Origin of the sequence: Muricoccus vinaceus, from assembly GCF_042433125.1 — a bacterium.
Taxonomy (GTDB): Bacteria; Pseudomonadota; Alphaproteobacteria; order Acetobacterales; family Acetobacteraceae; genus Roseomonas; species Roseomonas vinacea.
The window spans coordinates 172659-188367 of the sequence record NZ_JBHLVZ010000043.1 but is presented as its reverse complement, the minus strand read 5'-3'; the positions used below and the strand labels follow the sequence as shown (position 1 = coordinate 188367).

General features: G+C 70.6%; 19 protein-coding genes. 11 read left to right on the top strand and 8 right to left on the bottom strand.

Annotated features, from left to right (window positions below; genetic code table 11):
• The first annotated feature begins 118 nt into the window (after window positions 1-118).
• From ACFFIC_RS16145 to ACFFIC_RS16120, 6 genes are all read left to right on the top strand, one after another.
• Window positions 119-1141, top strand: coding sequence for a TerC family protein (locus ACFFIC_RS16145; protein WP_377052139.1), 1023 nt, complete (start codon window positions 119-121; stop codon window positions 1139-1141).
• A 115-nt stretch (window positions 1142-1256) separates the two neighbouring features.
• Complete coding sequence (locus ACFFIC_RS16140) at window positions 1257-1709, top strand: accessory factor UbiK family protein (RefSeq protein ID WP_377052137.1); 453 nt, start codon at window positions 1257-1259, stop codon at window positions 1707-1709.
• A 127-nt stretch (window positions 1710-1836) separates the two neighbouring features.
• Window positions 1837-2340, top strand: coding sequence for a type III secretion system chaperone family protein (locus ACFFIC_RS16135; protein WP_377052135.1), 504 nt, complete (start codon window positions 1837-1839; stop codon window positions 2338-2340).
• Between the two features lie 51 nt (window positions 2341-2391).
• Window positions 2392-3210 (top strand): pyrroline-5-carboxylate reductase, encoded by an 819-nt coding sequence (gene proC, locus ACFFIC_RS16130; protein WP_377052133.1) that lies wholly within the window; start codon window positions 2392-2394, stop codon window positions 3208-3210.
• Window positions 3211-3231: 21 nt separating this feature from the next.
• Window positions 3232-4119, top strand: a complete 888-nt coding sequence (locus ACFFIC_RS16125) for a hypothetical protein (RefSeq protein ID WP_377052131.1) — start codon at window positions 3232-3234, stop codon at window positions 4117-4119.
• Window positions 4120-4189: 70 nt separating this feature from the next.
• A complete protein-coding gene (locus ACFFIC_RS16120) occupies window positions 4190-4621 on the top strand; it encodes a phasin family protein (RefSeq protein ID WP_377052129.1) in 432 nt (143 codons plus the stop codon).
• A gap of 6 nt (window positions 4622-4627) precedes the next feature.
• Here ACFFIC_RS16120 and ACFFIC_RS16115 read toward each other — a convergent pair whose 3' ends face one another.
• Window positions 4628-4828, bottom strand: a complete 201-nt coding sequence (locus ACFFIC_RS16115; RefSeq protein ID WP_377052127.1) for a DUF4169 family protein — start codon at window positions 4826-4828, stop codon at window positions 4628-4630.
• A 39-nt stretch (window positions 4829-4867) separates the two neighbouring features.
• On the opposite strand from ACFFIC_RS16115, the gene ACFFIC_RS16110 reads away from it, so the two are divergent.
• Window positions 4868-5530: a dienelactone hydrolase family protein gene (locus tag ACFFIC_RS16110; RefSeq protein WP_377052125.1), complete on the top strand. Its 663-nt coding sequence runs from the start codon at window positions 4868-4870 to the stop codon at window positions 5528-5530.
• Between the two features lie 234 nt (window positions 5531-5764).
• Here the strand turns inward: ACFFIC_RS16110 and ACFFIC_RS16105 are convergent, their stop codons facing one another.
• Window positions 5765-6652: an S-methyl-5'-thioadenosine phosphorylase gene (locus ACFFIC_RS16105; protein ID WP_377052123.1), complete on the bottom strand. Its 888-nt coding sequence runs from the start codon at window positions 6650-6652 to the stop codon at window positions 5765-5767.
• 172 nt (window positions 6653-6824) lie between these two features.
• Between ACFFIC_RS16105 and ACFFIC_RS16100 the strand changes: the two genes are divergently transcribed.
• Complete coding sequence (locus ACFFIC_RS16100) at window positions 6825-8648, top strand: putative bifunctional diguanylate cyclase/phosphodiesterase (RefSeq protein WP_377052121.1); 1824 nt, start codon at window positions 6825-6827, stop codon at window positions 8646-8648.
• Window positions 8649-8737: 89 nt separating this feature from the next.
• Here the strand turns inward: ACFFIC_RS16100 and ACFFIC_RS16095 are convergent, their stop codons facing one another.
• From ACFFIC_RS16095 to petA, 3 genes are read right to left on the bottom strand one after another with little or no spacing between them, the layout of a single operon-like run.
• Complete coding sequence (locus ACFFIC_RS16095; RefSeq protein ID WP_377052200.1) at window positions 8738-9529, bottom strand: cytochrome c1; 792 nt, start codon at window positions 9527-9529, stop codon at window positions 8738-8740.
• Window positions 9529-10806, bottom strand: coding sequence for a cytochrome b (locus tag ACFFIC_RS16090; protein WP_377052119.1), 1278 nt, complete (start codon window positions 10804-10806; stop codon window positions 9529-9531). The genes ACFFIC_RS16095 and ACFFIC_RS16090 overlap by 1 nt, the downstream gene beginning before the upstream one ends.
• Window positions 10807-10819: 13 nt before the next feature.
• Entirely contained in the window at window positions 10820-11428 is a 609-nt protein-coding gene (petA, locus tag ACFFIC_RS16085; RefSeq protein ID WP_377052117.1) for a ubiquinol-cytochrome c reductase iron-sulfur subunit, read from the bottom strand.
• 315 nt (window positions 11429-11743) lie between these two features.
• Between petA and hemF the strand changes: the two genes are divergently transcribed.
• A complete protein-coding gene (gene hemF / locus ACFFIC_RS16080) occupies window positions 11744-12604 on the top strand; it encodes an oxygen-dependent coproporphyrinogen oxidase (RefSeq protein ID WP_377052198.1) in 861 nt (286 codons plus the stop codon).
• Between the two features lie 74 nt (window positions 12605-12678).
• A complete protein-coding gene (locus ACFFIC_RS16075) occupies window positions 12679-13674 on the top strand; it encodes a Bug family tripartite tricarboxylate transporter substrate binding protein (protein WP_377052115.1) in 996 nt (331 codons plus the stop codon).
• Window positions 13675-13719: 45 nt separating this feature from the next.
• Here ACFFIC_RS16075 and ACFFIC_RS16070 read toward each other — a convergent pair whose 3' ends face one another.
• Window positions 13720-13938 carry a hypothetical protein gene (locus tag ACFFIC_RS16070; protein ID WP_377052113.1) on the bottom strand — a complete coding sequence of 73 codons (219 nt, stop codon included), beginning with the start codon at window positions 13936-13938 and terminating at the stop codon, window positions 13720-13722.
• 2 nt (window positions 13939-13940) lie between these two features.
• Window positions 13941-14132, bottom strand: a complete 192-nt coding sequence (locus ACFFIC_RS16065; RefSeq protein ID WP_377052111.1) for a hypothetical protein — start codon at window positions 14130-14132, stop codon at window positions 13941-13943.
• A gap of 115 nt (window positions 14133-14247) precedes the next feature.
• On the opposite strand from ACFFIC_RS16065, the gene ACFFIC_RS16060 reads away from it, so the two are divergent.
• Window positions 14248-14910, top strand: coding sequence for a tyrosine-protein phosphatase (locus tag ACFFIC_RS16060; RefSeq protein ID WP_377052196.1), 663 nt, complete (start codon window positions 14248-14250; stop codon window positions 14908-14910).
• A gap of 265 nt (window positions 14911-15175) precedes the next feature.
• Here ACFFIC_RS16060 and ACFFIC_RS16055 read toward each other — a convergent pair whose 3' ends face one another.
• Window positions 15176-15709, bottom strand: a complete 534-nt coding sequence (locus tag ACFFIC_RS16055; RefSeq protein WP_377052109.1) for a HutD/Ves family protein — start codon at window positions 15707-15709, stop codon at window positions 15176-15178.

Genomic DNA, 15709 nt, shown 5'->3' with positions numbered 1-15709 from the left:
GAACGGTGCTGGGCCAGTTCGTTGCGGACCCCTGATCCGGGCCCCTCTGGCGAGAGCCTCCGGCTGCTCCGCGATGTCGGATCACTCTTCGGCATCGAGCCGGCATGGAGTGGCCCGCATGGAATCCGCCTTTCCCCTTTTCGCCGACTGGCTTTCGGCCGCCTGGCTGGGAACGCCCGCCTGGATGTGGCTGGGCTTCCTGGCCCTGGTCGCGGCCCTGCTGGCCTTCGACCTGGGCGTGCTGCACCGGGAGAGCCGCGAGATCGGCACGCGGGAGAGCCTCGGGCTCTCGGCGCTCTACATCGCGCTCGGCCTCGGCTTCGGCGGCTGGGTGTGGTGGGCGCTCGGGGCCGAGTCCGGGATGAACTACCTCACCGGCTTCGTGGTCGAGAAGACGCTGGCGATGGACAACGTCTTCGTCATCGCGATGATCTTCTCCTTCTTCGCCGTGCCGCGCATCCACCAGCACCGCGTGCTCTTCTGGGGCATCCTGGGCGTGATCGTGCTGCGCGCGGTGATGATCGGCTTCGGTGCCGCTCTGGTCACGCAGTTCTCCTGGGTGCTCTATCTCTTCGCGGCCTTCCTCGTCGCGACCGGCGTGAAGATGCTGCTTTTCGCGGAAAAGGAGCGCCCCCTTTCCGAGAACCCGCTGGTGCGGCTGATGCGGCGGCGGCTGAACGTGACCGAGGCGCATCACGGGGAGCGCTTCTTCGTGCGCCTGCCCCACCCCGCCACCGGCCGGCCCACCTGGTTCGTCACGCCCCTCTTCATGGCCCTGGTGATGGTCGAGGTGGCGGACGTGATCTTCGCCGTGGACTCCGTGCCGGCGATCTTCGCCATCACCACGGACCCCTTCATCGTCTACACGTCCAACATCTTCGCCATCCTGGGGCTGCGCGCCCTCTATTTCGCGCTTGCCGCGATGATCCACCGCTTCGCGCACCTGAAGGTGGCGCTGTCGGTGGTGCTGATCTTCATCGGCGCCAAGGTCTTCGCGGCGGAGCTGATGGGCATCGGGAAGATCCCGCCCACCGTCTCGCTCAGCGTGACCTTCGCGATCCTGGCCAGCGGCATCCTCTACAGCCTCTGGAAGACACGGCCCGGGTCCGGCGCGCCGCAGCCCGGCGGCCCCGGCGGGTGAAACGCCGCGCCTTCCCTGGGGCGGCCACAAAACAACGCCCACGAAATCTCGCCGGGGACTACGCCCGCAGCCCCGGCGGGACCATGTTGGGAACAGCAAGATCGAGGATACTACGATGCGCGAGGGTGATCAGGGTTCTTCGGGCCCCTCCGGCACGGGCGGGGCAGGCGGCCCGGGCTCGGGCGGGTTCGGCTCGGGCTTCGGAACCGGCGGCTTCGGAACCGGCGGCTTCGGGTCCGGCAACTTCGGCGGCGGCGGCCGGGGCAAGTTCTTCGACGACCTCGCGGGCATGGCGGGCGGCGCCTTCTCCGTCCTCTCGGGCGTCCGGGCGGAGATCGAAAGCGCGGTGCAGGCCCAGGTGGAGGCGCTGACCGTCCGGCTGAACCTGGTCAAGCGGGAGGAGCTGGACGCGGCGCTGGAGGTGGCGCGGCGCGCGCGGGAACAGGCGGAGTCCCTGGCCGAGCGCGTGGCCGCCCTTGAGGCCCGCATGAACGATGCCCCCCCGGATGCCACACCCTTCGAAACCGGCGCGGGCACCGATCCGACGGAGGCCGGCGGGGGCATCTGACCCAATTCGTTGCAGCCTTCGGGGTTGCCGCTGCGTTCGGCATCGCAGTATCAACCTGTTGGGGCTGGCCCGACCGATTCGCTACCAGACTCGGGGGGTCTGTCCGTCTCGGATAGGAGGTGACGCCATGTCAGCCACCCTCGCTGCCACCCGGGACAGGGCCGCCAACCCGCTCGACGTCGTCGAGCAGATCGTGGCGGCCAACGAATGGGCCTTTGACCGCCGTTCGGACGGCGAGATGGCCGCGGAAGCCCCGGGCAAGTGGTGCGACTATGGCCTTCACTTCGCCTGGTCCACCGAGATCAGCGCCATGCATTTCACCTGCGCCTTCGACATGAAGGTCCCGGCCTCCGCCCGCGGGCGCCTGCACGAGCTGCTGGCTCTGGCGAACGAGAAGCTGTGGATCGGGCATTTCGGCATCGAGGGCGAGGAAGGCGTGCCCGTCTTCCGCCACGCCGTCCTGCTGCGCGGGGCGCGCTCCGCCAGCGTGGAAAGCCTCGAGGACATGGTGGACATCGCCATCACCGAGTGCGAGCGCTTCTTTCCCGCCTTTCAGTTCGTGCTCTGGGGCGGCAAGCCGCCCACCGAGGCGCTGGCGGCCGCCATGCTGGACTGCGTCGGCGAAGCCTGAAACCTTCGGGCCCGCCCGCCGGTTGGCGGGCGAGCTTCGAAGGATCGTCCCATGTCGTCTGACCTGTTGCCGCCCGTCCTGCTTGTTGGCTGCGGCAAGATGGGGGGCGCGCTGCTCCATGGCTGGCTGGAGCGCGGCCTTTCCCGTGCCGTGGTGGTGGAGCCGCACAAGCTCTCGACCGAGGCCTTCGCGCACCACCCGGGCGTGGAGGTGGTGCCGGAGGCCGACTGCATTCCGTCGGGCTTCGTGCCGGAGGCGGTGATCTTCGCCACCAAGCCGCAGCAGGCGGATGCCGTGCTGCCCTCCTACCGGCCCTTCGCGCGCGGCGGCGCCCTGTTCGTCTCGATCATGGCGGGCAGGACCATTTCCGGCCTCGACGGGATGCTGGACGGGGCCGCGGTGGTGCGGGCCATGCCGAACACCCCGGCCGCCATCGGCCAGGGCTTCACCGTGGCCTGCGCCGGGCGGCGGGCTTCGGCGGAACAGAAGGCGCTGGCCGACCAGCTTCTCTCCGCCACCGGAGAGGTGGCCTGGGTGGAGGCGGAAAGCCTGATCGACCCGGTGACCGCCATCTCCGGCGGCGGCCCGGCCTATGTGTTCCTGCTGACAGAGCTGCTGGAACGGGCGGCGCTGGACCAGGGGGTCCCGGCCGATCTCGCCCGGCGGATGGCGCGGGCGACCGTGGTCGGTTCCGGCGCGCTCCTGGCGCGCAGCGCGGAGGACGCGGCGGTGCTCCGGCAGAACGTCACCTCCCCCAAGGGCACGACGGAGCAGGCGCTCGCGGTGCTGATGGCGGAGCACGCCTGGCCTGCCCTGGTGCCGCAGGCGGTCGACGCCGCGACGCGGCGGTCCCGCGAGCTGGCGGGATAGCCGCTTCCTCCGGATCACCCCATGAGGTTGATACGCTCCGTGGACGCGCCATGTTGCGAGGCGATGGACACGCGCGACGCCCCCTCCCCGGCCCTTCTCGATGCCTTCTGGCGCGTGGTCGCGCGGGAAGGGTGGCACGGCACCACCTTCGCCCGCATCGCCGCCGAGAGCGGGGAAACGCTGGCGGATCTGCGCGGGCGCTATCCAACGCCCGTCGCGCTGCTGCGCGCCCATGCCCGTGTGGTGGACCAGGCGGTGCTGGAGGGCACGGTTCCGGGCCAGCACGGCTTCGGCAGCGCGCGGGACCGAGTGTTCGATCTGCTGATGCGGCGGCTCGACGCGCTGGCGCCGCACCGCGAAGGCGTGCTGCGCATGCAGCGCGACCTGATGCGCGACCCTCTCTCGGCCCTGCTGCTCTCGCCCATCCTGATGGCCTCCATGGCCTGGACGCTGGAAGGGGCGGGGATCTCCACCGCGGGCATCGCGGGCGCGCTGCGGGTGCAGGGCCTGGCGGGCGTCTGGGTCGCCACCGCCCGCGCCTGGGAAAACGACGAAAGCGTGGACCTGGGCCCGACCATGGCGGCGCTGGACCGTGCGCTGGATCGGGCCGAGAGCATCGCCCGCACCCTTCGCCTGACCGACGAGGAGGCGATGGAGCCCGCCCCACTGTCGCCGGACAGCTTCCAGGAGCCACCGATCGGCGACACCGGCATCATGATGGCCGACGCCGCCAGCGGCCCGGACCTCCCGGGCATGGGTGGCGATCCCGGCGACGTGCTGACCGGCGAGCCCCTGTCCCCGTCCGATCCCGCGCCGCCCTCGGCCCTCGGCCCCGAGGCGCCCGGCGAGGGTCCTGCCGCGTCGCCCTCGCGCAAGCGCCACGGGAAGGACGGCCCGGCCCTGGCCTGACGTGCCGGTTGCGCTTGCAGGTCCGGGGTAGGACGGCCAGGATGGCCGCACCCCCCAAGGAGGAAAATCCATGTCCGACCGCCCCACTCTGCCCACGGAGATGGACCCCATGCGCATGCTGTCCGAGATGAGGCTGCCCATGATGGACGTGGAGGCACTGGCCGCGGCGCAGCGCCGCAACCTCGAGGCCTTGTCCGCCGCGAACCGCGTCGCTCTGGAAGGGGCTCAGGCCATTGCCCGCCGGCACATGGAAATCCTGCAGCAGTCGATGAGCGAGATGACGGACGCCGTGCGGGGGGCGACCTCCAGCACCGATCCGCAGACCCGCGCGGCGCATCAGGCCGATCTGATGAAGTCCACCTACGAGCGCGCGGTGGGCAACATGAAGGAGCTGGCGGACCTGATCCAGAAGTCCAACGCCGAGGCGCTGACCGTGCTGAACAAGCGCTTCTCCGAGGCGATGGACGAGGTGCGCGGCCTGGTGGCCAAGAAGGAAGGCTGAGGCGCCTCAGCCCGGCCCGGATTTATCCGGGCCATGTTCCAGGCGGGCGCCGTTCAGCAGCGCGTCCCGCCTGGCCTTTTCCTCGGCGTCGCGCAGGCGCTCGGCTTTCGTGCGGCCGTGGGCGGCGCGGTTGGCCGCGGCCTTTTCCGTTGCCACCGCACGGGCGCGGGTCTTCCGGGCGCGGTTCAGGTTGACGATCTCGGCCATGGGCCCAGGATAGCTGGCCCATATTGCCGGAGCCATCCCATGCAGATCGAGTTGACCGCGGCCGATGGACACCGGCTTTCCGCCTGGCGCAGCGGTCCCGCCGATGCCAAGCGGGCGCTGGTGGTGATCCAGGAGATCTTCGGGGTCAATCCGCACATGAAGCGGCTGTCCGACCACCTGGGCAGCCTCGGCTGGGCGGTGGTGACCCCCGCTCTGTTCGACCGCGCCGAGCGGGGCGTGGAGCTGGGCTACGAGGCGCCGGACCGGGAACGCGGCATGGCGCTGCGCAAGATGGTGCCGGACGACAAGGTGATGCTGGACGTGGCGGCGGCGGCCGACGCCCTGCCCCAGGGCGCGGCGCACGGCATCATCGGCTATTGCTGGGGCGGCACCATCGCCTGGTGGGGCGCCACGCGTTCGGACCGTTTCCGGGCGGCGGTGGGCTATTACGGCGGCGGCATCGCCGGCACCCGAACGGAGGTGCCGCACTGCCCCGTGCAGTTGCACTTCGGCGAGGAGGACAAGGGCATTCCGCTGGCGGATGTCGAGCTGATCCGGCAGGCGCAGCCAGGGGTCGAGGTCCATGTGTACCCAGGCGCCGGGCACGGCTTCGCCTGCGAGGACCGTTCCAGCTACGATGCGGCCGCCACGGAACTCGCGGGAGGCCGGGCACTCGCCTTTCTTTCCTCGCATCTGGGCTGAAGGCGGAACTTCACGGTCCCGACGCTGCTCGCCGCCGCCGCCTTCCTCACGATGCTGTCCATTCCCCATCCGGCGCCGAATGGGTTTTCGCGGTTACCGCTGCCCATGGGGTTCCCGCTCGGCGTCGCGGGGGCAATGGCCTTCATGCCGGGGCGGCGGCGCCGGGCGAAGGGATCGGGGGCGAGCTCCGGCGCGCAGGGCAGGCCGGAGTGATTCGCCCCCACTCCCGGTGGTTCAGGCGGCGCGCAGCACCCGCCCCGCCACGGCGTCCAGCTTCGCCATCAGCGCGGGGTCGCGCTTGTCGGGCGCCGTGACGATGGCGGCATCCAGCGCCCGGTCGCAACCCGCGGGGCAGGGGCCGCGCGCGGCGCCCAGCGCCGGCACCACGGCGCGCACCAGTTCCTTCGCGCGGTCGGCATTGGCCAGCAGCACCTTCACCACCGCGTCCACCGTGACGTGGTCGTGGCCGGGGTGCCAGCAGTCGAAGTCGGTGACCATGGCGACGGTGGCGTAGCAAAGCTCGGCCTCCCGGGCGAGCTTGGCCTCGGGCATGTTGGTCATGCCGATCACGTCGCAGCTCCAGGCGCGGTAAAGCTCGCTCTCCGCCCGGGTGGAGAATTGCGGCCCTTCCATCACGAGGTAGGTGCCGCCGCGCTTGTGGGGCAGGCCGAGGTCGCGCGCGGCTTCCTCCAGCGCGTCGCCCAGGCGCGGGCAGAGCGGATGCGCCATGGAGACATGCGCGACGCAGCCCGTTTCGAAGAAGGACTTCTTGCGGGCGAAGGTGCGGTCGATGAACTGGTCGGCGATCACGAAGGTGCCGGGCGGCAGGTCGGCGTTCAGGCTGCCCACCGCCGAGAGCGAGAGAATGTCCGTGCAGCCCGCGCGCTTCATGATGTCGATGTTGGCACGGTAGTTCAGCTCGCTCGGCGGCACACGGTGGCCGCGGCCATGGCGCGGCAGGAAGACGCAGGAGACCCCCGCCAGGGTGCCGAAGAGCAGCTCGTCCGAAGGCTCGCCCCAGGGGCTTTCCACCCGCTGCCAGCGGCGGTTCTCCAGCCCCTCGATGTCGTAAAGGCCTGATCCGCCGATTAGGCCGATGACCGGGGCAATCGTTTCAGGCATGATGAGCTCCGCGTGGCGGTGTCGCGCCTTGGCGCTTGGCATTCGGCGCCCGCTCTAGCGGAGCGGGGCGGCCTGCACCAGGGTGGCCGGCGCAGGGTCCGCGGAGTGGAGCCTCCCGGCTTCACGTCGCGGCATGGTGGTCGTTTCGTGACGGCAGGGAGATACTTGGGGAATGACAGTGGTTCCGCAGCCCGCGGGTGAGGCGGCGCGGTTGTTCGATGTTGCGGAACTGGCAGAGTTCGATCGCGCGACGGAGGACTTGCTTGGAGCCTTCGTGCGCGTGGCCAGCGATCTGGTGGGTGCCCCGATCTGCGGCGTGTCGCTGGTCGGCGAGCACGAGCAGTTCTTCAAGGCGCTGAAAGGCCTGCAGGCCGGCCCCACGCCACGTGACGACGCCTTCTGCGCGCATGCCATCCTCAATCCGACGGAAGTGATGGTGGTGCCTGACCTGCAGGCCGATCCGCGCTTCCAGGCGAATGCGCTGGTCACCGGCGATCCGAACCTTCGCTTCTACGCGGGTGCCCCGCTGCTCAGCAGCCGCGGCAATGCGGTCGGCACCCTTTGCGTGCTGGACCGCCATCCCCGGACGCTGTCGCCGGCCATTGTGGACCGGCTCCAGGATCTGGCGCGCGGCGCATCGGCCGCGCTTTCGCTCCGCTGGGCGATCCAGGAGGTGCAGCGCACGGCCCGAACCGATCCGTTGACGGGCCTGCTGAACCGCGCGGGCATGACGGAGGCCCTGGCCAGGCGGGACGTGCGCCACCTTGGCGTGCTGATGATCGACCTGGATGGCTTCAAGCCGATCAACGACACCTACGGCCATGCCGGCGGCGACCGGGCGCTGGTGGAGGTGGCGCGGCGCCTGCAGGAGGCGGTGCGCGACGGGGACGCGGTCGCCCGGCCGGGTGGCGACGAGTTCGTGGTGCTGGCCTGGGGCCTTCCGGGCGTGGATGCCGGGATGGCGCTGGCCGAGCGCATTCATGCCGGCCTGGCCGACACCTTCGTGCTGAACGGCTCCTCCGTTCCGCTGCGCGCCTCCATCGGCTTCGCCCTGGCCCGGCCGGGCGAGGCGGGCGACAGCAACGCGACCGCACTGATGGAGCAGGCGGATGCGGCGCTCTACGCGGCCAAGCGGGCCGGGCGCAGCACCACGCGCGCGGCCGGCGCCGTGCCGGAGGAGGAGGTGCCGGGGCGCATCTTCCTGGAGGACCGGCTGCGCGAAGCCTTCGCGCCAGGTGGCAAGGTCCCGTTCCATTTGGTGTTCCAGCCGATCGTGGACCTTTCGCGCCTGGAAGTCCGCTCCGCCGAAGCGCTGTTGCGGTGGCGGACCGAGACGGGAGTCCTGCTTCCCCTCGCGGAGGTGCTGCCCGTGATCGAGGGCATGGGGTTCTCCGGCGCGCTCGACCGCTGGGTGATCGACGAGGCCTGCCGGCTGATCGGCCCGGGCTGGCTCCCCTACCCCATTTCCGTCAACGCCTCGGCCAGCACTTTCGGGATGCCGGGCTTCGATGACCAGGTCGCGGCGGCGCTGCAGAGGCGGGGCACTGCGGGCGAGTTGCTGATGATCGAGATGACCGAGCGGTCCCTGACGGGCAACCCCGAAGCGGCGCGCGGAAACATGCAGGGACTGGCACGGCTGGGCGTGCGCGTGGCGCTGGATGATTTCGGCGGCGGGCACGGCACGCTGGCGCGCCTGCGCGGCTTTCCCTTCGCCTCGGTCAAGATCGACCAGGGGCTGGTGGCCGATTGCGCGCGCGAGCCCAAGGGGGAGGCGCTGCTGGAGGCGGTGGTCGGCATGGCCCGCGCGCTCTCCACGCCGGTGGTGGCGGAGGGCGTGGACGAAGCGGCGCAGCTGCGGGTGCTGGCCCGGCTCGGGGTCGGCGCGGCGCAGGGTTTCCTGCTGTCGCGCCCCGTGGCCTGGGAGGACCTGCAGGCGGCCGGGGCCGCTGCCTGTGCCCGGGCCCGGGCCCTGCTGGATGCGCCCGCGCGGTCCTGAAGCCCGGCGGGAGCCCCGAACGGAAAAGGCCCCGCCCCGGTTTGCACCGGAGCGGGGCCTTCCCGTTTTGGGGCCTGCTTCGGGCTGGCCTAGTGCAGGTCGGCCCAGAGCTTGCGCTTCACGGCGTAGGCGAGGCCACCGAGGATGGAAAGGAAGATCACCATCCGCACGCCCATGGCGCGGCGCTGCTCCAGCTCCGGCTCCGCCGCCCAGGACAGGAAGGTGGTCACGTCGGTCGCCATCTGGTCGATGGTGCCGTTGGTGCCATCGGCGAACTCCACCTGCCCGTCCGTGTTGAGCGGGGCGGCCATGGCGATCTGATGACCCGGGAAGTACTTGTTGTAGTTCATCCCCTCGGCGACGGTGACGCCCGGAGGCGGCTCCTCGTAGCCGGTCAGCAGGGCGTGGATGTAGTCCGCCCCGCCCTCACGGGCCTTCACGATCACCGACAGGTCCGGCGGCAGGGCACCGTTGTTGGCGGCGCGGGCCGCGGCGTCGTTCGCGAAGGGGCGGCGGAAGTGGTCGGCGGCACGGGCCGGGCGCTCGAACATCTCGCCGTTGTCGTTGGGCCCGTCCTGCACCTGGAACTGCGAGGCGAGCGCGGCGATCTGCGCCGCGTTCAGCCCGATGCCGGTGAGGTGGCGGTAGGAGAGCTGCCGCATGGAATGGCAGCTCGAGCAGACCTCCTTGTAAATCTGGAAGCCGCGCTGGGCGGAGGCACGGTCGAAGGTGCCGAAGGGGCCATCGAAGGTGAACTTCGTGTCCGGCAGGTTGATCACGTCGTGACCCTGGGCGCGCGCCTCCCCCGCGCCGAGCGCGGGAGCGAGGAAGAGCGCGGCCGCAACGGCGGCCGCCTTAACGGTGGTGAACAAGGGGCGCATCACGCCTTCTCCATCGGCTTGGCCGTTGCGCCGGCAGGCAGGGGACCCCCGCCCCGGTGCGACAGCACGGCTCGGCTGATGCTTTCGGGCAAGGGCAAGGGACGCTCGAACTTGGACAGGAAGGGCAGGATCACCAGAAAGTAGGCGAAGTAGTAGGCCGTGCAGACCTGGGCGATCAGGATGTAGGGCGCCTCGGCCGGCTTGCCGCCCACCCACATCAGCACGAAGAAGTTCGCGGTGAAGAGCAGGAAGGCCCACTTGGCGATCGGGCGGAAGCGCATGGAACGCACCGGCGAGGAGTCCAGCCAGGGCAGGAAGAACAGCACCACCAGCGCGCCGCCCATCAGCACCACGCCGCCCAGCTTGTTCGGAACCGCGCGCAGGATCGCGTAGAAGGGCAGGAAGTACCATTCCGGCACGATATGCGCGGGCGTGACCAGCGGGTTCGCCGGGATGTAGTTGTCGGCATGGCCGAGCATGTTCGGCGCGAAGAACACCAGCAGGGCGAAGACCAGCAGGTAGACGACGATGCCGATGCTGTCCTTGGAGGTGTAGTAGGGGTGGAAGGGAATCGTGTCCTGCGGCCCCTTCGGCTCGATGCCGAGCGGGTTGTTCGAGCCCGTGATGTGCAGCGCGGCGATGTGCAGGAACACCACGCCCGTGATCACGAAGGGCAGCAGGAAGTGCAGCGAGAAGAAGCGGTTCAGGGTGGGGTTGTCCACCGAGAAGCCGCCCCAGAGCCAGGTCACGATGCTCTGCCCCACCACCGGAATGGCGGAGAAGAGGTTGGTGATGACCGTCGCACCCCAGAAGGACATCTGCCCCCAGGGCAGCACGTAGCCCATGAAGGCGGTGGCCATCATCAGGATGAAGATGACGACGCCGATCATGAAGAGCAGCTCGCGCGGGGTCTTGTAGGAACCGTAGTTCAGGTTCCGCCAGATATGGATGTAGACCACGATGAAGAACATCGAGGCCCCGTTGGCGTGGATGTAGCGGAGCAGCCAGCCGTAGTTGACGTCCCGCATGATGCGCTCGACGGAGTCGAACGCCATGTGGGTGTTGGCCGTGTACTGCATGGAAAGCACGACGCCGGTCGCGATCATGATCGCGAGGCTGATCATGGCGAGCGCGCCGAAGTTCCAGAAGTAGTTGAAGTTCCGCGGCGTCGGGAAGGTGCCGTATTCCCGTTGCACCATGGAGATGACGGGCAGCCGCTGGTCGACCCAGCGGAGCACCGGGTTCTTGACGTCGGACTCGTGAAGGCCCTCGGGCATTGTTCTTGGCTCCTCAGCCGACCCGGATTCGGGTGTCGGAGGTGAAGGTGTAATCGGGAACGGCGAGGTTCAGCGGCGCGGGGCCGCGGCGCACGCGGCCGGCGGTGTCGTAGTGGCTGCCGTGGCAGGGGCAGAACCAGCCGCCGAAGTCGCCGCGCGCATCCGTCGGCTTCTGGCCCAGCGGCACGCAGCCGAGATGGGTGCAGACGCCGACGACGATCAGCCACTGCTCCTTGCCGGGCTTGGTGCGGGACTGGTCGGTGGCGGGGTCGCGCAGCTCGCCGAGCGGAACGGCGCGTGCCTCCTGGATCTCCTGCGGGGTGCGGCGGCGCACGAAAACCGGCTTGCCGCGCCACATGGCGGTGATGGCCTGTCCCTCGGCGATCGGGCCCAGCTCCACCTCGGTGGAGGCCAGGGCCAGGACGTCCTGGCTCGGATTCATCGAGTTGATGAAGGGCCACACCACCACGCCGACCCCCACCGCCGCGAAGGAGCCGGCGGCAAGTTTCAGGAAGTCGCGGCGGGGCGGGCCTTCCTCGTGGTGCACGCCGACCGGATCGGCCTGACGCGGGCCCGCCTCGGAGGGGCTCGTCTTGGGCGGGGAAGCCAGCACATCGGCCATTCGATCGCTCGTCCTGTTCTCCGTCCCCACCCGTGCGGCGCCGGGGGCGCGACAGGAGGGGCGGTTGCACTGTCTCCCGCAGGGCCCGGGCGGCCCGGACAAGGTCCGGGCCGGCGGGGGCCTAGCGGGGCGTGGCCGGGCGCGCGCGGCTGCGCGGTGCCAAGCCGGTTCCGCCGTCATATAAAGGTTGGGAATGCAGGGTGGCAACGGCGCCAACCGCGCCGCAACACGACGATGAGGCATATGACACACACGACGGACCAGAATGTTCCCGGAGAGGCCGCCCAGGGCCCGGCCGAGGCCGGGTTCCATTCCATGGCCGGCCCGGCCCGGGCCTGGTTCGAGGGGCTGCGCGACCGGCTCTGCGCCGCCTTCGAGGCGATCGAGGACGAGTGCGGCACCGGGGCCCACGGCGGCATGCCGCCGGGCCGCTTCGAGCGCACCGCCTGGGACCGGCCGGAGGGCGGGGGCGGCGTGATGTCGGTGATGAAGGGCCGGGTCTTCGAGAAGGTGGGGGTCAATGTTTCCACCGTCTGGGGGGAGTTCAGCCCGGAGTTCCGCAGGCAGATCCCCGGGGCGGAGGAGGACCCGCGCTTCCTGGCCACGGGCGTTTCCCTGGTGGCGCATATGCGCTCCCCCCGGGTGCCGGCGGCCCACATGAACACGCGTTTCATCACCACCCGCCGCAGCTGGTTCGGGGGGGGTGGGGACCTGACGCCGATGTTCCCGGAGTCGCCGGAAGCCCGGATGGACGCGGCAAGCTTCCACGCCGCCTTTCGCGCCGCCTGCGACCGGCACGACCCGGACTACTACCCGCGCTTCAAGGCCTGGTGCGACGAGTACTTCTTCCTGCCCCACCGGGGGGAGCCGCGCGGGCTGGGGGGAATCTTCTACGACTGGCTCGGCCGGGACGAGCCGGAGGGCGCGCGGCTGGAGGACCATTTCGCCTTCACCCGGGACGTGGGAGAGGCCTTCCTGGAAGCCTATCCCGCCATTGTCCGCCGCCGGATGCACGAGCCCTGGACCGGGGCCGAGCGCGAGGCGCAGCTGATCCGCCGCGGGCGCTACGTGGAGTTCAACCTGCTGCACGACCGGGGCACGCTGTTCGGCCTCAAGACCGGTGGGAACGTGGAGGCGATCCTGATGTCCATGCCGCCCGAGGTGCGCTGGCCCTGAGGGGTCCGGGGGCTGGCCCCGGCACGGGGCTGGCCGCTAGGCTGGGCGCCAAGCAAGAACGAGGACACCTCCCCATGGTCGCGCGCCGCCCCCTCCTGGGTTCCCTTCTCGGCACGGGCCTGGCCCTGCCCTTCATCCGCCCCGCGGGGGCCCAGCCGGCCGCGACCGACTGGCCGAGCCGGGCGGTGCGGGTGATCGTCCCCTTCCCGCCCGCGGGATCGACCGACGTGATGACGCGCATCTACTGCGAGCAGCTCCAGTCCAGGCTCGGGCAGAACTTCGTCATCGAGAACCGGCCGGGCGCGGGCGGCAACATCGGAATGGACGCGATCGCCAAGTCACCGGCCGATGGCTACACGCTGGGCATGGCCACGATCGGGCACTTCTCGATCAACCAGTATCTTTATTCCCGCATGCCCTGGGAAATCGACCGCGACTTCGTTGCGGTGGCGCTGACCTATGAGCTGCCCAACGTGGTGGTGGTCAGCAGCCAGCACTGCCCGGCGCGCACCCTGTCCGAGTTCATCGCCTGGTCCCGGGCGCGCCCGAACGGGATCACCTATGGCAGCCCGGGGGTCGGGACCACGGCGCATCTCTCGGGCGCGCTGATGGCGGCCCGCCTGAACCTGAACGCGGAGCACGTGCCGTTCCGGGGCGCGGCGCAGATCATCCCGGCCATGCTGTCGGGCGATCTCACGGTCGCGGTGGACAACCTCGCTTCCTACATCCCGATCATCCAGGAGGGTCGCATGCGCGCCTTCGCGGTGACGGGAGCGGAGCGCTGGCCGAGCCTGCCGGACTTGCCGACCATGGCGGAGGCGGGGATGCCGGATTTCGTGATCACATCCTGGGCCGCCATGGTGGCGCCGGCGGCGACGCCGCGGCCGGTGGTGGACAGGCTGAACGCCGCCCTCAAGGCCGTGGCAGAGGACGAGGCGATGCAGCGGCGGGCGCTTCAGGCCGGAACCAAGCTGCTCTGGTCCACTCCGGAGGGGGCGGCGGCCCGCGGCAAGAGCGAGCGGCCGATGTGGCAGGAAGCGGTCCGGATCACCGGCGCACGTGCCGACTGACCCGGCCAGGGCGGCAAAGCCGCCCTGGCCCAGGCGCCGCTGCCCTCAAGAGCCGCTGCGTTCGCCTTTCTTCTCGGCATCATGCGTGTGGTGGCTGTCGCGCTCGCCACCACCGCCGGACACCTGGCTCTTGCTGCTGTTGGTGGCCGCGCCGGGCTCGGTGTGACCCTTCTCCCGGTGCGCGTGGCCGTGGTTGCCGCCCTGGTGGCTGCTGCCGGGCCCGCCGGCCGAGCGGTCGGTGGATTCCTCGTTTCCCTTGGGCATGATCAACGGTCCTGCTGGTAACCCTGGTGGTGGGTGTTGATGCCGGTGGCGTTCTGCTGCCCCGGATCGAGCTTGCCGCGGTTGTCGGCGGTGTTGCGGGCGTCCTTGGGATTCACCTCGCCCTCGCCGGGCGTGTTGCCGCCGTGCGGCGCCTGGTTGGCGGGCGGAACCGGCGGCAGATGGGCTTTCGACATGGCGGGCCTCCTCGTTCTTCGGTGAGGAATACTAACGCAGGGCCGGAGGGGGATGTTTCCCGCGGCATTGCTCGCCGATTGCCGGATGGCCCCTTCCCACCCTATCTCCCGCCCCATGCCGCAGGACCTGACGACCCCAGCCGGACGCCGGGCCGCCCTGGTGAACAGCCTTTTCGTGGACCACGCGATCCTCCGGCAGGGCTGGCGGAACTGGGGGGTGGTGTCGCCGGGGCGCCTCTACCGCTCGAATCACCCTTCCCCCTGGCAATTGCGGGATGCGGCGCGGCGGCTCGGACTGCGCACGGTGATCAACCTGCGGGGGGAGCGGGTGAATTGTGGCTCCGACGCCCTGTCGCGGGCCGAGGCGGCACGGCTGGGGCTGGTGCACGTGGACGCCCCCTTCGAGAGCCGGGGCGCGCCGCACCGGGACAGGCTGCTGCGGCTCGCGGGGATCTTCGGGGCCATGGCGGAGCCGGCGCTGATCCATTGCAAGTCCGGCGCCGACCGGACGGGGCTCGCCGCGGGGGTGTTCCTGATCCTGGGCGGCGGGACGAGCGCGGAGGCCCTGGCGCAGCTTCACTGGCGGCACGGCCATGTCAGCGCGTCGCGCACCGGGATTCTCGACGCCTTCTTCCGGCTCTACGCGCGCGAGGCCGAAGGGCGGGTGCCGTTCCTCGACTGGGTGCGGGACGGGTATGACGAGGCGGGGCTGCGGGCGGCGTTCCGGAGCAAGGCCTGGGCGGACCGGGTGGTGGATGGAGTGCTGCGGCGGGAGTGAGGAGCGGGCGACTCCGGGAGGCGCCGCCTCCCGGACCCTCCGCCGGAAAGCCGGCGGGCTCCCCGGACCCCGTGGTCCGTTTTTGGCGCCGCCACGGAAGAAGGCAGCGCCTTTGAATATTTGTCATGGCCGCGAGGGCTGACCTGTCAGTCGCCGGAGGTCGATGACCTCAGGCGCATACCCCACCGATCGCAGGGTCCGGGGTGGCCGCTGCCACCCCGGTGGAGGGTTCGGGAGGCAGAACCTCCCGAGGGACACCGGCGCCTCAGATATCCACCATGAGCGCGAGCCCCGGCCCTTCGATGGCCGTCGCGCCGGGATGCAGCATCGTGTCCCCGGCTCCGAGCCGCTCGTTCCCGACCGTCAGGCTTCCCTCGGCGCAGAAGATGGCGGTGCATCGGGGAGTGCTGCGCACCGTGTGGCCCGCGGCGATGCTGCGGACGGCCACGCGGGCCTCGTGGCCGCGGCCGGTCATGACGTTGAAGGCGCGGGCGGCCCCGCCGGCCATCCGGCAGAAGGTGGGGACATCGCCGGGGAAGCTGGCGGGCACCCAGGGGAGGCAGGGCAGAGGCGGGTGGCCATCCAGCTCAAGGGTGACCCCCGCGCCGCCGAGAAGGGTGAAGATCCGGTCGGTCCGGGGAAAGTGGGAAAAGGCGGCATCCCCGGCGAGGTCGGCCACCGTGATCAGCCAGCCCGGGTTCTCCGCGCCGGCCTCCTGCGCGGCGATGTCGCGGGTGATGCCGAGGCCGTTGGGCCAGGGACGGGGCTGGAGATCGGCGGCGCGGATGATGCGGTGCAT

Coding starts and splice junctions, on each gene's coding strand:
- ACFFIC_RS16145 (WP_377052139.1), top strand. CDS start 119: ATGGAATCCGCCTTTCCCCTTTTCGCCGACTGGCTTTCGGCCGCCTGG.
- ACFFIC_RS16140 (WP_377052137.1), top strand. CDS start 1,257: ATGCGCGAGGGTGATCAGGGTTCTTCGGGCCCCTCCGGCACGGGCGGG.
- ACFFIC_RS16135 (WP_377052135.1), top strand. CDS start 1,837: ATGTCAGCCACCCTCGCTGCCACCCGGGACAGGGCCGCCAACCCGCTC.
- proC (WP_377052133.1), top strand. CDS start 2,392: ATGTCGTCTGACCTGTTGCCGCCCGTCCTGCTTGTTGGCTGCGGCAAG.
- ACFFIC_RS16125 (WP_377052131.1), top strand. CDS start 3,232: ATGAGGTTGATACGCTCCGTGGACGCGCCATGTTGCGAGGCGATGGAC.
- ACFFIC_RS16120 (WP_377052129.1), top strand. CDS start 4,190: ATGTCCGACCGCCCCACTCTGCCCACGGAGATGGACCCCATGCGCATG.
- ACFFIC_RS16115 (WP_377052127.1), bottom strand. CDS start 4,828: ATGGCCGAGATCGTCAACCTGAACCGCGCCCGGAAGACCCGCGCCCGT.
- ACFFIC_RS16110 (WP_377052125.1), top strand. CDS start 4,868: ATGCAGATCGAGTTGACCGCGGCCGATGGACACCGGCTTTCCGCCTGG.
- ACFFIC_RS16105 (WP_377052123.1), bottom strand. CDS start 6,652: ATGCCTGAAACGATTGCCCCGGTCATCGGCCTAATCGGCGGATCAGGC.
- ACFFIC_RS16100 (WP_377052121.1), top strand. CDS start 6,825: ATGACAGTGGTTCCGCAGCCCGCGGGTGAGGCGGCGCGGTTGTTCGAT.
- ACFFIC_RS16095 (WP_377052200.1), bottom strand. CDS start 9,529: ATGCGCCCCTTGTTCACCACCGTTAAGGCGGCCGCCGTTGCGGCCGCG.
- ACFFIC_RS16090 (WP_377052119.1), bottom strand. CDS start 10,806: ATGCCCGAGGGCCTTCACGAGTCCGACGTCAAGAACCCGGTGCTCCGC.
- petA (WP_377052117.1), bottom strand. CDS start 11,428: ATGGCCGATGTGCTGGCTTCCCCGCCCAAGACGAGCCCCTCCGAGGCG.
- hemF (WP_377052198.1), top strand. CDS start 11,744: ATGGCCGGCCCGGCCCGGGCCTGGTTCGAGGGGCTGCGCGACCGGCTC.
- ACFFIC_RS16075 (WP_377052115.1), top strand. CDS start 12,679: ATGGTCGCGCGCCGCCCCCTCCTGGGTTCCCTTCTCGGCACGGGCCTG.
- ACFFIC_RS16070 (WP_377052113.1), bottom strand. CDS start 13,938: ATGCCCAAGGGAAACGAGGAATCCACCGACCGCTCGGCCGGCGGGCCC.
- ACFFIC_RS16065 (WP_377052111.1), bottom strand. CDS start 14,132: ATGTCGAAAGCCCATCTGCCGCCGGTTCCGCCCGCCAACCAGGCGCCG.
- ACFFIC_RS16060 (WP_377052196.1), top strand. CDS start 14,248: ATGCCGCAGGACCTGACGACCCCAGCCGGACGCCGGGCCGCCCTGGTG.
- ACFFIC_RS16055 (WP_377052109.1), bottom strand. CDS start 15,709: ATGCACCGCATCATCCGCGCCGCCGATCTCCAGCCCCGTCCCTGGCCC.